Genomic DNA, 14283 nt, shown 5'->3' with positions numbered 1-14283 from the left:
TTACCTGTCGTGGCGGCTCTTTTTGTATCAAAGAGACCTATTGAGGTTGTTTCGGCAAGGATTGTGCAGCAATGTGGCAACCCCTTTTTTCTCGTGACATCAGGGGAAATGGAGTAGAAAACCCATGGTTCTCCAGAAACAGGCTTCCTCAATAAAGGCACGGCTTCTCCGGATAAATCTCCTCCTCCTCGGCGTCACATCCCTTGTCATCGTCCTGGTGGTGAACGTCGCCCAGAAGCGGCTGGCCCTCAACGATGCCGGCCGGGATGCCGAGCGAATCCTCGTGCGGTATCTCGCAATCCATGCCTATATCAACAAGGAGCTCAAGCCGCGGCTTCTTGACTTCACCGCGTCCCTGCGGGACAAGGATTACTTCGATCCGGTCTGGATGTCCTCCACCTATGCCGTCCGAGAGATCGACAAAATATTCCAGTCACGCCACGGGAAAGGGTACTACTACAAGGAATGCGCCATCAACGCCCGGAGCCCCCGGAACGAGGCCGATCCCTTCGAGCGTGAGTTCTTGGAGCGGGCCAGCCACAATCCGGCGGTTACCACGTTCAACGGCGTACGCGAGATCGACGGCAAGTTGTTTTTCGTCGCCATGGCACGCGGCGAAGCAATGGAGAAGTCCTGCCTGCTCTGCCACAGTAACCCGGAGACGGCACCAGGCGGCCTGGTCCGCACCTATGGGCCCAACCGCAGCTTCAGCCGCCACGAGAACGAGCTCGTGTCGGCAATTTCCATCCGGATTCCCCTGTCCGAGGCCTATGCCGAGGCCAACAGTTTTTCCCTCAGACTGTCGGCGTTGCTCCTTGCGGTGATTGCCTCGTTTTTCGCCATCAAGAACTGGTTCTTCGGCCGTGTTGTCCTAAGCCCTCTGGCATCTGTCACCGAAAGTGCCCGCCGGATCGCCCACGACCGCCGTTACCTCGGTGAGCAGATCCCTCTCGGCCGCGACCGTGAAATGAATGAACTCGCCGCGTCTTTCAACGTCATGTCGACGGAACTCCACGCCTTCATCAATAACCTGGAGGAAAAAGTGGAAGAGAAGACCGCCGAACTTGTCCAGGCTAGAGAAGAGGCCGAGGAGGCGAACCGTGTCAAGGGCGAATTTCTCGCCACCATGAGTCATGAGATCCGTACTCCCATGAACGCCATCATAGGGATCAACCAGTTGCTGCAGGAGACCCATCTCTCTCAGCAGCAGCGCCGGCTGGTGGACGACTCGAGCAATGCCGCCGAATCGCTCCTGACCATCATCAACGACATTCTCGATTTCTCCCGGGTCGAAGCCCGGCGCCTGGAGCTTTCGGACGAAGCGCTGGAACTCCGCTCCTTTGTCGAATCGCTCCGCCGCCTTTTTGCCGTAAAGGCAGAACGAGAAAACATCAGCCTCTCGATCCTTGTGGGCGATGAGGCGCCGCAGTTTATTTGTGGCGATCCGGCCCGCCTCCGTCAGGTACTGACCAATCTCCTTTCGAATGCCATCAAGTTTACCCCGACGGGTGGGCGGGTCACCCTTGCTGCAGATGCGGACCCTGCCGGCGGAAATCTGCTCTTCACAGTAAGTGACACCGGCATCGGGATAGAGAAGGACAAACATGAGAGAATCTTCGAGATGTTCCGCCAGGCCGATTCTTCCACAACCCGCAACTATGGCGGAACCGGCCTCGGGCTCGCCATAACACGGGGGCTGGTGGAACTGATGGGGGGAACCATCGAGGTGGAGAGTGAGGCGGGGAAAGGGGCGGTCTTCCGTGTTCTCCTCCCCCTGAGGCCCGCAACCGGTCCTCCAGCGGACAAAACCGCCGGCGAGGAGCTTTCCGACAGCGTACTTCCCAGCCTCTCTGTGCTTGTGGTCGAGGACAACGAGCTGAACCGGACGGTGGCCATTGGTCTGCTCACGGCGCTCAAGCAGCGGGTCGCTGCCGTCGCCAACGGCAGGGAGGCTGTTGACGCCCTCAGGGATGGCACGTACGACCTGGTCCTCATGGATATTTCAATGCCCGAGATGGACGGGATCGAGGCCACCCGGGCGATCCGCCGGGGGGACGCGGGGGAGAAGGCTCGCGCGATTCCGATTGTCGCCCTGACTGCCCATGCCCTGAAGGATGACCGGGACCGTTTTCTTGCCGCAGGGATGTCCGACTACCTATCCAAGCCCCTTATCCGTGGCGAGTTGCAGAGGATGCTCCTTCGCATCGCCGGAGAAAGAGGCGAATTGCCACCCGAGGAGAGATGCCCGATGCGTGATGCTCCCGATGAAGGTTCCCCGTTTGACCTTGAATTCCAGCAATCACAGTTCCATGACGCGGGAATCGGGGACTGCCTTGCTGAGGTCCTCTCCATCTTCGCCCAGTCAACGGCGACGGAGTGCGAACGGATGGAGGAATACCTCGCCACCGGCAAGTACGCTGAACTGGCCGCGGCTGCCCACTCCGTGAAGGGAGCGGCTGCAACAATCGGCGCGCCCCATGTCAGCAGATACGCCGCCGACGTGGAAACGGCGGCTCGAAAGAGCGACGGCGTCGCTGTCGCCCGGACTATTCCCTTGCTTCGCCGCGAAGTCCGCCGGGTAGAGGCGGCGGTCGGCGAAATGTCCTGATATTCCCTTCTTGGCAAACGGTCGCCCGATCTCCCTGGTATGGGCGGCCGTGCCGGTTTCCCCTATCTGTTTAGCCTTCTCGTTTAACGGCTGAGACGGATTATTGACGTTGGACATTTCCCCGACGATACGTTGTACCCCCTGACGCGCAGGCGGCCACCGCTGTCCGTCTATGGTAAAAGGCCCCGAAATACGGGGCCTTTTGTGTAGAGAGCCTGCGGTGAAGGGGCAGTACCCGATCGAGAAGTAAACGGTTGCGCCTTTCCCCTTAGCCCGCCATATGCCGGATACAAGACGTATGATTTGTTTTGCAAAGAAAATTTTACATAGCGTTAATGGACTGGCACTAAATATGCTTTTTTATGGCAATGGTTCCGTAATTGGCTGTAACTATTATGATGTTTTCTTTCAGGGAGGAAATTGAACATGCTGCAATCGCACATTATGGCGGGAAACTGCACGGTAAAACCGGCACGGATGACACGCGCCCCCTATGCACGGCACGAACTGAAATCGACAAACTCCGGTTGTGACGAATCTCCTGCCGCCCTGGAGCGGCGCGTTGCCGAACTGCTTCTCGTGGCGGATTTTGGCGCTGTTGTCGGTTCCATCCTCGACCCCCGGCAGGTATGCGAGGTAGCATCTTCATGGCTCGGCGAGACTCTCGGCTGGCAAATGCTCTCGGTTTGCTGCCATGATTTTTCCACCGGCACGATGAGGGGTGGGGCGGGACGCGGTCGTCATTTGTCAAAAAAACGTCAGGAAGGCGCCACGTCCACGGTCTTTATCGCTGCCGCGCAGAAGGGGCTGAGCGATGCCGCCGACGTCCGTACCATCCCTTTCCCCGACGGCTCGGGAACCCTCTCCCTCTCCCGTCAATCCCTGGCCGAAAGTCAATATTCCGACGAGTTCTTTGGGGGAGTTGTCGAAAACCTTGCCCGTTCCCTGGCCGCTGCCCGGGAGTGCGACCGGCTCAAGAACCTTTCCATGCGCGATCATCTGACCGGACTTTACAACCGTCGGGTCTTCGAGGCGATGCTGGAAGTCGAGGCCCGGAAGCGGACCACAAAGCCGTTTTCGCTGCTTTTGATCGATCTCGACGACTTCAAACGCGTGAACGATACCTACGGTCACGGAGCCGGAGACCAGGTTCTCGTCGCCGTGGCGAAGATGCTGAGGCTCAGCTTCCGGAAGTCCGACGTCGTTTCCCGCTACGGCGGCGAGGAGTTCGGAGTGCTGCTCCCCGATACGTCGCAGGATTCCGCCCGGGTGGTTGCGGAACGATTCCGGCAGAATGTGGCGACGCTGTCGCTTCCCGTGAACAAAGAGAAGATAATGCCGACGGTCAGTGTCGGAATCGCCTCCGTGACGCTGCGCCTGGGAATTGAGGTTGCCGATGTGATCGAAGAGGCCGACCGGGCTCTCTACCAGGCGAAGGTGACCGGCAAGAACCGCGTCTGCTCTTCCCTGCTGGGAGAGAATTCGTAAATTTTTAGTGTGGATCAAGCGTGTCGATGACGCCGTGGCCAGTGCCGCGGCGTTTTTTTTTGACACCATTTTGCTGCTGACAGCCAACGGGGAATATTAGAATTCTAAAGATTCCCCGGAGATCGCCGATACCAGCTTTAGAGTTGGTAAATTCCCTTTGTGTAATGCGGGAAATCTGGCGTTCGGTAGGTCGGAAAACACGAAATCAAAGACGGGAAATCCCTGCGCCGGTTCGGGGGACTTTGTACCCCTCCCAGCAGATATCGGCGGTACTCTCAGTATTAAGGAGGTAGAAAGATGAAGCTCATGAATAACATGAAGATAGGCACCAAGATTCTCGGCCTGGTAACGCTCATGCTTGCATTCATGATGACGATAGCCGCCTTCGGCGTTGTGAAGATGAAAGGGATTGGTGAGGAAATTGCGGGCATTGACAAGCAGGACATTCCCCTTACCGAGGCGATCAATGAAGTAGGGAAGATCCAGATGGATGAAATGGTCCTTTTCCATCGGGCGGTGCGTCTGGGGACAAACAACCAGCAGGCCGAACTGAAGAAAGTGGAGGAAGCGTTCGGTAATAAGGCCAAGGAGTTTGATGCCACCCTGAAAAAGGCTGAACAGGTGGTGCAGCAAGCTCTCAAGGAAACGGCTGGAGATGCGGCAGTCCAGAAGGAATTCACCGAAATGGCTGAACGCCTGAAGGTGATCGAGAAGGAATACAACGACTTTGAGAAAGTCACTCAGGAGCTCTTTTCCACCCTCGATGCCGGTAAGTTCAGTGCAGTTACTGAACTGGAGCACCGGGTGGAAAAGGAGGGAAGTGATCTTGAGCAGGCGATAGACACGTTCCTGAAAAATGTCGAGAAGTTTACCAACGACTCCGTCGCCACTGCGGAAAAGGATGAGCAGATGGCCGTCAAGGCCATGATCGGGTTAAGCCTTGTGGCCTTGGTGCTGGGGCTTGGGATCGGGATATTCATCAGCCGTGCCATTACCCGGCCATTGAAGCAAGGGGTTGATGTGGCCACCAGGCTTGCCGGCGGCGATCTGACCATAGCCATCGACGTCACCAGCAAGGACGAGACCGGGCAGCTTCTCGAAGCCATGGCGAACATGGTGGAAAAGCTGAAAATCGTGGTGGCGGACGTGAAATCGGCTTCCGACAATGTTGCCGCCGGGAGTCAGGAACTTTCTTCCAGCAGCGAGGAGATGAGCCAGGGGGCCACGGAGCAGGCGGCGGCGGCTGAAGAGGCATCGTCCAGCATGGAACAGATGAGCTCCAATATTCGCCAGAACGCCGACAATGCCCAGCAGACCGAAAAAATCGCCCTTAAGAGTGCCACCGACGCCAAAGAAGGGGGCAAGGCGGTAGGCCAGACCGTCAATGCCATGAAGGAGATCGCCGGCAAGATATCCATCATTGAGGAGATTGCCCGTCAGACGAACCTGCTGGCCCTGAACGCGGCCATCGAGGCGGCCCGGGCCGGCGAGCACGGCAAGGGGTTTGCGGTGGTTGCGGCCGAGGTGAGAAAGCTGGCCGAGCGGAGCCAGAAGGCGGCGGGCGAGATCAGCGAGCTGTCGGCCACGAGCGTCGACGTGGCGGAAAAGGCGGGCGAGATGCTTGAGCGCCTGGTTCCCGACATCCAGCGGACGGCGGAACTGGTGCAGGAGATCAGCGCGGCGTGCAAGGAGCAGGATACCGGCGCCGAACAGATCAACAAGGCGATCCAGCAGCTCGACCAGGTAATCCAGCAGAATGCCAGTGCTTCCGAAGAGATGGCCTCCACTTCCGAGGAGCTTGCCTCCCAGGCCGAACAGCTGCAGGCGACCATCGGCTTCTTCAAGGTGGATGGCAGCGTTTCGGGCAGGAGCGCAAGCGTCAGGAAGCCCCCTGCCCACAAGGTGGAGGTGAAGCATATTGCTTCACACAGCGCCAACGGCTACGTCGCCAGTGCGTCTACCAGGAAAGCGGGAAGCGCAGGCGTCGATCTCGACCTCAGCTCCGAATCTGACAATCTGGACAAAGAATTTGAAAAGTTTTGATGTCTCCTTATCGTAATGTGTCATCGACGCCGTGGCCACTGTCGCGGCGTCGTTTTTTGTTGGGGGCCTTCGCCTGTCTTTCTGGTTTTTGTCAGTTCGGTTGTCGGACGTTTATTAGGTTTATAAAGTTTTTCCACTGGACGCCGATATATTCCTTAGAGTCAATACATTCCACAAGAGTGTGAGGTGTGGATACACCGCTTCATGAGTAAAGAGAGGTGCCCCGTGTTGAAGAATCAGAAAATCGGTATCAAGTTGGCAATTGGCTTCGGTTTGTTGACGCTGTTTCTTTTGGTTGTCGGGGGGACGGGCCTTTGGTCCACGAGGCAACTCAAGGCCACGATGGATGATGCCATAAAGGTGGATGCCGATATGGTCATTTCCGGTCAGCGTGCCCGTGCCAACGTCAATATGCTGCGCCGCTACGAAAAGGACCTGTACATCAATATTGGCAACGTCCAGAAAACGGAGGAATACCGAAAGAAGTGGGATGAAACATTTGAGCACATAATGGCACGCGTCGATGCTATCGAAAAGGGGCTGTCAAAGACTGACTATGATTCAACAAAGGAAAAGGAAGTTGTGGCCGGGCTCAAAAAAGACCTGCTCGGCTATGCCAATGGCTTCAAAAAGGTGCATGAGAAGATCAAGGCGGGCGAGATCAAGACGACCACCGATGCCAATAAGGCCATCGGCGACGTGAAGGATGAGGCCCACCGCTTCGAGGCCGGCGTCAATGATTTTGCAAAGGGCTCCGAAAAGCGGATGGAAGAGATGGTCAAAGAGGCCAATGCGCTTGCCGGCAAGGCACAGATGCTCCTTATATCCGTGAGTGCCATATCCATTGTTCTGGCAATAATTCTGGCATTCATTCTGACCCGCAGCATTACGCTGCCGCTGCAGAAGGCGGTGGCGGTGTCCAATGCCCTCGCCGTGGGAGACCTTTCGGTTGCTATCGACGTGGACCGTACCGACGAAACCGGCCAGCTCCTCTCCTCCATGAAGAACATGGTGGAAAGCATGCGGGTCCTGGCCAACGCCGCCGAGAAGGTGGCCGGAGGCGATCTGTCGGTCAAGGTGGTGGAAGTCCGTTCCGAGCAGGACATCCTTGCCCGCAACCTTGGCCGAATGCTGGCCACCCTCAACAACCTTCAAAGGGAGACAGAACACCTTGTTACATCTGTTCAGGACGGCAAACTGGACCAACGGGGGGACGCCACATCATTCGACGGCGGGTGGCGCGATCTGGTGGCCGGAATCAACCGGCTCATCGAGGCCTTTGTCGCTCCAATCCACATGACGGCCGTCTCCCTCGACCGCATCAGCCGTGGGGATATCCCCGAGCGGATCAGCGAGGAGTACAAGGGTGATTTCAATGAGATAAAGAAAAACCTGAACAGCCTCATCGATTCCATGAACGCCGTAACGAAGCTGGCCCAGGAGATTGCCGGCGGTAATCTGATGGTTGAGGTTCGGGAACGCTCCGCACAGGATGAGCTGATGCGTGCATTGGCCTCCATGGTGGCCCGGCTGCGCGACGTGGTGAGAGACATTGTCTCGGCTGCCGATAATGTTGGGTCGGGGAGCCAGCAGCTCTCCTCCACGTCCGAGGAGATGAGCCAGGGGGCCACCGAGCAAGCTGCAGCTGCCGAAGAGGCTTCCAGCAGCATGGAGCAGATGGCTGCGAACATCCGTCAGAACGCCGACAACGCCACCCAGACCGAGCGGATTGCCACGAAGTCCGCTGCCGATGCCATCGAGGGGGGAAAGGCTGTAGGCAACACAGTGCAAGCCATGAAAGATATCGCCGGCAAGATATCCATCATCGAGGAGATTGCCCGGCAAACGAACCTGCTGGCGCTCAACGCGGCTATCGAGGCGGCGCGCGCAGGTGAGCACGGCAAGGGTTTCGCGGTGGTCGCCTCGGAGGTGCGCAAGCTGGCCGAGCGGAGTCAGCGGGCTGCCGGCGAAATCAGTGAGCTCTCCTCATCCAGTGTCGAGGTGGCGGTCAGGGCCGGGGAACTGCTGGCAACCATCGTTCCCGACATCCAGCGAACGGCGGAACTGGTGCAGGAGATCAGCGCGGCCTGCCGTGAGCAGGACACCGGGGCCGAGCAGATCAATAAGGCGATTCAGCAGCTCGATACCGTTATTCAGCAGAACGCCTCGGCCAGCGAAGAAATGTCCTCTACCTCAGAGGAGCTGGCCAGCCAGGCGGAACAACTCCAGACAACCATTGGCTTTTTCCGGATTGGTGACGAGGAACGAAGGAGACCCGAAGCCAGGCTGACGAGGGCCGCAAAACGGATCCATGTCGGGCATATGGACGCCGGCAATGCTGCGCTCCCTGCCAAAAACCGCGGGGATCAGCCTCCCTTGGCGGTTGGTGGAATTTCATATGATATGGGTAGTGGTGACTCCATGGACACCGAATTCGAAAAGTTCTGATCGCGGCTGCGTCATACAAGCGCAATGCAGCCCCTCCTGTGGCATTCGGGAGGGGCTGTTATTTAGAGATGGAGAGAAGAGAGAAAATTATTAGTGATTCCGGTCACCCGATAGCCGAGAGAGGATCAAGAGCGGAGGTCATATCTCTGTATTAGAGCCCTGTTTGAAAATAATAGCTAATTTATCGGTAAATTGTGCCGAAAAGGATAGTGGTATTTAATAAAAGCAAGAATGCCGATGGCTTAAATCCCACGCTCTGCCCGATGGAGTTCGAACGGTATCAAAGGAGGATTTATGTTTAAAAACCTGAAGATTGCATCAAAACTCTGGGCGGGCTTTGCCGCAATCCTGGCCGTCATGATTGTGCTGGGGGTGGTGACATACTTCCAGACACACCTCATTGATAACGACCTCGCCATAATCTCCGAGGAGAAATTCCCCAAGACCGTTCAGGCCCACGAGATGGTGAACCAAGCAAATATCGTCGCCCGTGCGGTTCGCAATGCCATTCTCCTGGATGACCCGGTTCAGAAACAGAAAGAACTGGACCGGATTCAGGAGGCCTTCCAGAAGTCGGAAGAGATCGTCGTAGCCCTAGAAAAAACGGAAAAGAGCGACGAAGAGAAGGGAAAGCTTAAGACTGTAACTGACGAACTGAAAGTGTATCGTGAGGCTCTCGCAACTGTCATTGCGGATATCAAGGCCGGCAAGTACGCCCAGGCCAAGGTGCTTCTGATAACTACCGTGAGGGATCGGCAGACGGCATACATGAAAGGTGTCGACGAGCTGGTCCAGTACCATCGCGCGGCGGTGGAAAAGCTTGGCGTCCAGGGGGTGACCGCGGGTAAACGGGCACAGCTCACGGTCATCATTCTGACGATTTTTGGTGTCCTCTTGGGCGGATTTCTGGGGCTTGTCATCGCCCGTTCCATCTCCCGGCCGATCCGTGAATGCATGGCCGCTGCCGACAGCATTGCCGCGGGGAACCTGGATGTGAAGCTCGATAGCGAGGCCACGAACGAGACCGGCATGCTACAGGCCTCCATGGCGCGGATGGTGGCGGCGATCAATGCTCTTGCCGCCGATGCCGGTTCACTCAATGCCGCGGCTGTCGAAGGGCGGCTCACCCATCGGGCGGATGTGTCGAAACACCAGGGAGAGTACCGCAGGATAGTTGAAGGCCTGAATGGAGTCTTCGACCGGCTCGTGGGGTTCCTCGATGCGATGCCGGCGCCGGCCATGATCATCGACAACGACTTCTCGATCCTCTATATGAACGAACTGGGCGCCAAGGTGGGGGGAAAGACCCAGAAGGAAGTGATCGGCCGCAAGTGCTACGACCACTTCAAGACCTCTGACTGCAGGACCGAGAGGTGTGCCTGTGGCCGGGCAATTCGGGACGGCCAGGTCTCAAGCAGCGAGACCGACGCCCATCCCATGGCAGGGCTCGATCTCGATATCTCCTACAGCGGCGTGCCGATTCGGGATGCAGCCGGCAAGGTCATCGGCGCCTTCGAGGTTGTCACCGACCAGACGGCGGTCAAGAAAGCGGCGCGCCTTGCCGAGAAGGTGGCCGACTACCAGAAATCCGAGACTGAAAAGCTCGTGGACGGCCTTTCAAGGCTGGCGCAAGGGGATGCCGGCTTCCGGATCGATGCCGCTCCCGGTGACGCCGAGACCAGGGAGGTTCACGATACGTTCCTTGCTCTCGGCAATGCGATGAACACGTGTGTCAATGCGGTCAACGCCCTCGTGTCCGACACAGCCGGACTCGCGAAGGCAGCCGTCGAAGGGCGTCTCACCCATCGTGCAGATGCGGCAAAGCACCAGGGCGAATACCGGAAGGTTGTGGAAGGGGTCAACGAGACCATCGACCGGCTCGTTGGGTTCCTCGACGCGATGCCCGCTCCCGCCATGATCGTCGATAACGATTTTTCGATCCTCTATATGAACGAGCTGGGTGCCAAGGTGGGGGGGAGGACACAGCAGGAGGTAATTGGCCGCAAGTGTTACGATCACTTCAAAACCTCCGACTGCAAGACCGACAAGTGCGCCTGCGGCCGCGCCATCCGTGACGGACAGGTTTCGAGCAGCGAGACCGACGCTCACCCCGTGGCGGGGCTTGATCTCGATATTTCCTACACCGGCGTGCCGATCCGGGATACCGCCGGCAAGATCATCGGCGCCTTTGAGGTGGTCACCGACCAGACGGCGGTCAAGAAAGCCGCCCGCACCGCCCAAAAAGTTGCCGATTACCAGAATGCCGAGGCGGCAAAGCTGACCGGTACCCTTGTCAAACTGGCTCAAGGCGATGTGAATATCCATATCGAACCGGCTCCGGCCGACGGGGATACCGAATCTGTCCACAAAACCTTCTCCGAAATTGCGCGTAACATAAACTCACTGGTGGCGGCGACTCGTTCCATGGTCACGGCCGCAAAAGAAGTTGCGGCCGGCAATCTAACCGTGGAGCTCACCCAGCGTTCGGAAGCCGATGAATTGATGCAGGCTTTGTCGGAAATGGTCAGGCAGTTGACCGCCGTTGTGACCGAGGTCAAGACTGCTGCCGACAACGTTGCGTCCGGATCGGCCCAGATGAGCTCTGGCTCCGAGGAGATGAGCCAGGGGGCCACCGAGCAGGCAGCGGCAGCCGAAGAGGCCTCCTCAAGCATGGAGGAAATGAGTTCTAACATTCGGCAGAATGCCGATAATGCTGCCCAGACCGAAAAAATCGCCATGAAGAGCGCCGCGGATGCCAAGGCCGGGGGGGAGGCGGTGGCCGAGACCGTGGTCGCCATGAAGGATATCGCAGGGAAAATCAGCATCATCGAGGAGATTGCCCGACAAACGAACCTCCTGGCTCTCAACGCCGCCATCGAGGCGGCCCGGGCCGGCGAGCACGGCAAAGGCTTTGCGGTGGTGGCCGCCGAGGTGAGAAAGCTCGCCGAGCGGAGCCAGAAGGCAGCCGGGGAGATCAGCCAGCTGTCGTCAGCCAGTGTCGAGGTTGCGGAACGGGCCGGCGAGATGCTGGGGCGGATGGTCCCCGATATCCAGCGGACCGCTGAGCTTGTCCAGGAAATCAGCGCTGCGAGCCGTGAGCAGGATACCGGCGCCGAACAGATCAATAAGGCGATCCAGCAGCTGGACCAGGTGATCCAGCAGAACGCCGGCGCCGCCGAGGAGATGGCCTCCACTGCCGAAGAACTCTCGGCCCAGGCAGAGCAACTCCAGTCAACTATCAGTTTTTTCAGGCTCAAGAATGAGGGTAGCCGCAACCCCGCATCCAAGCTGGCAAAAACCCGAAACCGGGTCCAGGTCGGCCATATTGCAGCCGACAATGGCCATTCGGGAAAACTCGCTCCTGGCACTGCCAAAGGGTATGCGTTCGAAATGGAAAACAGTGACGCCATGGACGCTGAATTCGAAAAGTTCTGATTTCTGCAGCTGTTCATAATATCGCAATGGCAGCCCCTCCCGCACTATGCAGGAGGGGCTGTTATTAAACACTGTTTGTATTTTTCATGAAGTTACAGTGCGTTGTGTTAGTTTGACAAGGCATGTTTAATGATGCTGCATTGTTGCCTTGCAATATGGCGTTTGTTGATTATTGGTATATTTGTATTAAGATTTTTTTGTGGCCGATTTGCTTTAAGTAAGAAATCGTGGAATTACAGATCAGGCAATTCCTGAACTGCTAAAGAATTTTCATTTTTTGCCGATATGTATCCTATAAGCGAAGGTTCGGGGCGGGCCGCATGCGCCTAGCCCCCAAAGTACAACCCCACGAGGAGGTTACCATGAGCGTTGCGGCAATAACGGAAACACGGCAGTATCTGACCTTCAAGCTGGCGGAGGAGATCTTTGCCGTGGATGTGGCGAAGGTGCGCGAGATCCTCGAGTTCACAACCATTACGAAGGTTCCCCAGACCCCCGATTTCATGCGCGGGGTCATCAATCTGCGGGGGAGCGTGGTGCCTGTCATGGACATGCGGCTCAAGTTCGGCATGCCCGTGACGGAGAAGACCGTCAATACCTGCATCATTGTCGTGGAAGTGAACCACGAGGGCGAGACCATTATTATCGGTGCCCTGGCCGACTCGGTGCAGGAGGTCTTCGAGCTGGAGCCCGAGCAGATTGAGCCGGCTCCCCGGATCGGGACCAAGCTCAACACCGACTTCATCCTGGGGATGGGGAAACATGATGGGCAGTTCATCATGATCCTCGACATCGACCGTACCTTCACCAGCGATGAGATTGCCACTGCCGGCGTCGTGGCGGGAGAGGCGGCGTAGAGGCCGGGACCAGGGACCAGATCCTATTTATGCTCAATTCTGCCACTGACAACCGCCTTGCCACGGCGGCCATGAGCGACCGGGAGTTCTCGCGATTCGCCGAGTTCATCTATGACCAGTGTGGCATCAAGATGCCGCCGGCCAAGAAGACGATGCTGGAGGCGCGGCTCCAGAAACGGCTCAGGGCACTGGGCCTGAGGGGGTTTCAGGACTACGCCGATTTCATCTTCAGCCGCGAGGGGGCAGGGCTGGAGCTCGTCCACCTCATTGACGTGGTCACCACCAACAAAACCGATTTTTTCCGCGAGCCGGCCCATTTCGACTATCTGGTGGGAAAGGCCCTCCCTGACCTGGCGGAATCGCGGGGGGCCGGTTTCCGCAAGGGGCTCTCCCTCTGGAGCGCGGGGTGCTCCAGCGGCGAGGAGCCCTACACCCTCGCCATGGTTCTTGCGGAATTCGCCGAACAGAACCAGGGGTTTTCCTACAGTATCCTCGCCACCGACATCTGCACCACCGTCCTTGACAAGGCGAAGCTGGCCATCTACGAGGAGGAGCGGGTCGAGCCGGTCTCCCTTCCCCTCAAGCGGAAGTACCTTCTCCGGGGGAAGGATGGACAGAAGGGGCTCGTGCGTGTCATCCCCGAGTTGCGCGGCCGCATCAGGTTCCGCAGGCTCAATTTCATGGACGACGATTTTGGCCTGCGGGAGCCCATGGACATCATCTTCTGCCGCAATGTCATTATCTACTTCGACAAGCGGACCCAGGAGCGGCTTCTCAATAAGTTCTGCCGCCATCTGATCCCCGGTGGATACCTCTTCATGGGGCACTCTGAAACCCTGTCGGGGCTCGATGTCCCCCTGGTCCAGGTGGCCTCCACCATCTATCGGAAACCGCCATGACAGCCATTGCGCCCGATCTTCCGAAGGTGTATCTGAAACCGGGAGAGTTGCATTTTGCCGCAACCCCTGCTGTCGTGACCACGGTCCTCGGCTCGTGCGTATCGGTCACCATGTTCGATCGCCTCAGCGGCACCGCCGCCATCTGTCATGCGCTGCTCCCCGAGGGGCCCCGTTCCGACGCCTTCCGTTATGTCGATTCCTCCATCCTTCTCATGCTCGAAATGTTTGCGGCCCAGGGTGTTAGTCGCCAACGCCTCGAGGTGAAGGTGTTCGGCGGCGCCGACATAATCGGCGCGGGAGGAAACAGGGTGGGGGTAGGGCGGCGCAACGTGGAGATTGCCACCCTGGTCCTGGCTGCCAATGGGCTGACGGTTGCCGCCAAGGACGTTGGGGGAACGCGGGGGCGGAAGCTTTTTTTTGTGACCCACACCGGCGAAGTCTTTCTGAAGCGCCTCCGCCGGGGAGGCGGAGCAGAATAAACGGGGCGTGGAAACTCCATAAACCA

The 14283-nt window shown here is 57.9% G+C and carries 8 protein-coding genes; all 8 read left to right on the top strand.

The features are described from left to right. Window positions 1-124: 124 nt before the first annotated feature. The 8 genes from GMET_RS12215 (at window position 125) to GMET_RS12180 (ending at window position 14257) form a co-directional block, all read left to right on the top strand. Window positions 125-2608, top strand: a complete 2484-nt coding sequence (locus tag GMET_RS12215; RefSeq protein WP_004512474.1) for a c-type heme family protein — start codon at window positions 125-127, stop codon at window positions 2606-2608. A 426-nt stretch (window positions 2609-3034) separates the two neighbouring features. Further along, window positions 3035-4096, top strand: coding sequence for a GGDEF domain-containing protein (locus GMET_RS12210; protein WP_004512475.1), 1062 nt, complete (start codon window positions 3035-3037; stop codon window positions 4094-4096). Window positions 4097-4393: 297 nt separating this feature from the next. Continuing rightward, window positions 4394-6139, top strand: coding sequence for a methyl-accepting chemotaxis protein (locus GMET_RS12205; protein WP_004512476.1), 1746 nt, complete (start codon window positions 4394-4396; stop codon window positions 6137-6139). Between the two features lie 225 nt (window positions 6140-6364). Next, a complete protein-coding gene (locus GMET_RS12200) occupies window positions 6365-8587 on the top strand; it encodes a methyl-accepting chemotaxis protein (protein ID WP_011366049.1) in 2223 nt (740 codons plus the stop codon). Window positions 8588-8881: 294 nt separating this feature from the next. Continuing rightward, the gene (locus GMET_RS12195) at window positions 8882-12022 is read left to right on the top strand and encodes a methyl-accepting chemotaxis protein (RefSeq protein WP_004512478.1); all 3141 of its coding nucleotides are present in this window, start codon (window positions 8882-8884) and stop codon (window positions 12020-12022) included. Window positions 12023-12384: 362 nt separating this feature from the next. Next, the gene (locus tag GMET_RS12190; RefSeq protein WP_004512479.1) at window positions 12385-12879 is read left to right on the top strand and encodes a chemotaxis protein CheW; all 495 of its coding nucleotides are present in this window, start codon (window positions 12385-12387) and stop codon (window positions 12877-12879) included. A 29-nt stretch (window positions 12880-12908) separates the two neighbouring features. After that, window positions 12909-13778, top strand: a complete 870-nt coding sequence (locus GMET_RS12185) for a CheR family methyltransferase (protein ID WP_004512480.1) — start codon at window positions 12909-12911, stop codon at window positions 13776-13778. Then, the gene (locus GMET_RS12180; protein ID WP_004512481.1) at window positions 13775-14257 is read left to right on the top strand and encodes a chemotaxis protein CheD; all 483 of its coding nucleotides are present in this window, start codon (window positions 13775-13777) and stop codon (window positions 14255-14257) included. The genes GMET_RS12185 and GMET_RS12180 overlap by 4 nt, the downstream gene beginning before the upstream one ends. Window positions 14258-14283: the final 26 nt, after the last annotated feature.

The organism is Geobacter metallireducens GS-15 (assembly GCF_000012925.1).
Classification (GTDB): domain Bacteria; phylum Desulfobacterota; class Desulfuromonadia; order Geobacterales; family Geobacteraceae; genus Geobacter; species Geobacter metallireducens.
This window is presented reverse-complemented; position numbering and strand designations above follow the sequence as displayed.

Bases quoted from the DNA above. Each gene is read 5' to 3' on its own strand.
- GMET_RS12185 (WP_004512480.1), top strand. From the start codon at position 12,909: ATGCTCAATTCTGCCACTGACAACCGCCTTGCCACGGCGGCCATGAGC.
- GMET_RS12195 (WP_004512478.1), top strand. From the start codon at position 8,882: ATGTTTAAAAACCTGAAGATTGCATCAAAACTCTGGGCGGGCTTTGCC.
- GMET_RS12215 (WP_004512474.1), top strand. From the start codon at position 125: ATGGTTCTCCAGAAACAGGCTTCCTCAATAAAGGCACGGCTTCTCCGG.
- GMET_RS12180 (WP_004512481.1), top strand. From the start codon at position 13,775: ATGACAGCCATTGCGCCCGATCTTCCGAAGGTGTATCTGAAACCGGGA.
- GMET_RS12205 (WP_004512476.1), top strand. From the start codon at position 4,394: ATGAAGCTCATGAATAACATGAAGATAGGCACCAAGATTCTCGGCCTG.
- GMET_RS12210 (WP_004512475.1), top strand. From the start codon at position 3,035: ATGCTGCAATCGCACATTATGGCGGGAAACTGCACGGTAAAACCGGCA.
- GMET_RS12190 (WP_004512479.1), top strand. From the start codon at position 12,385: ATGAGCGTTGCGGCAATAACGGAAACACGGCAGTATCTGACCTTCAAG.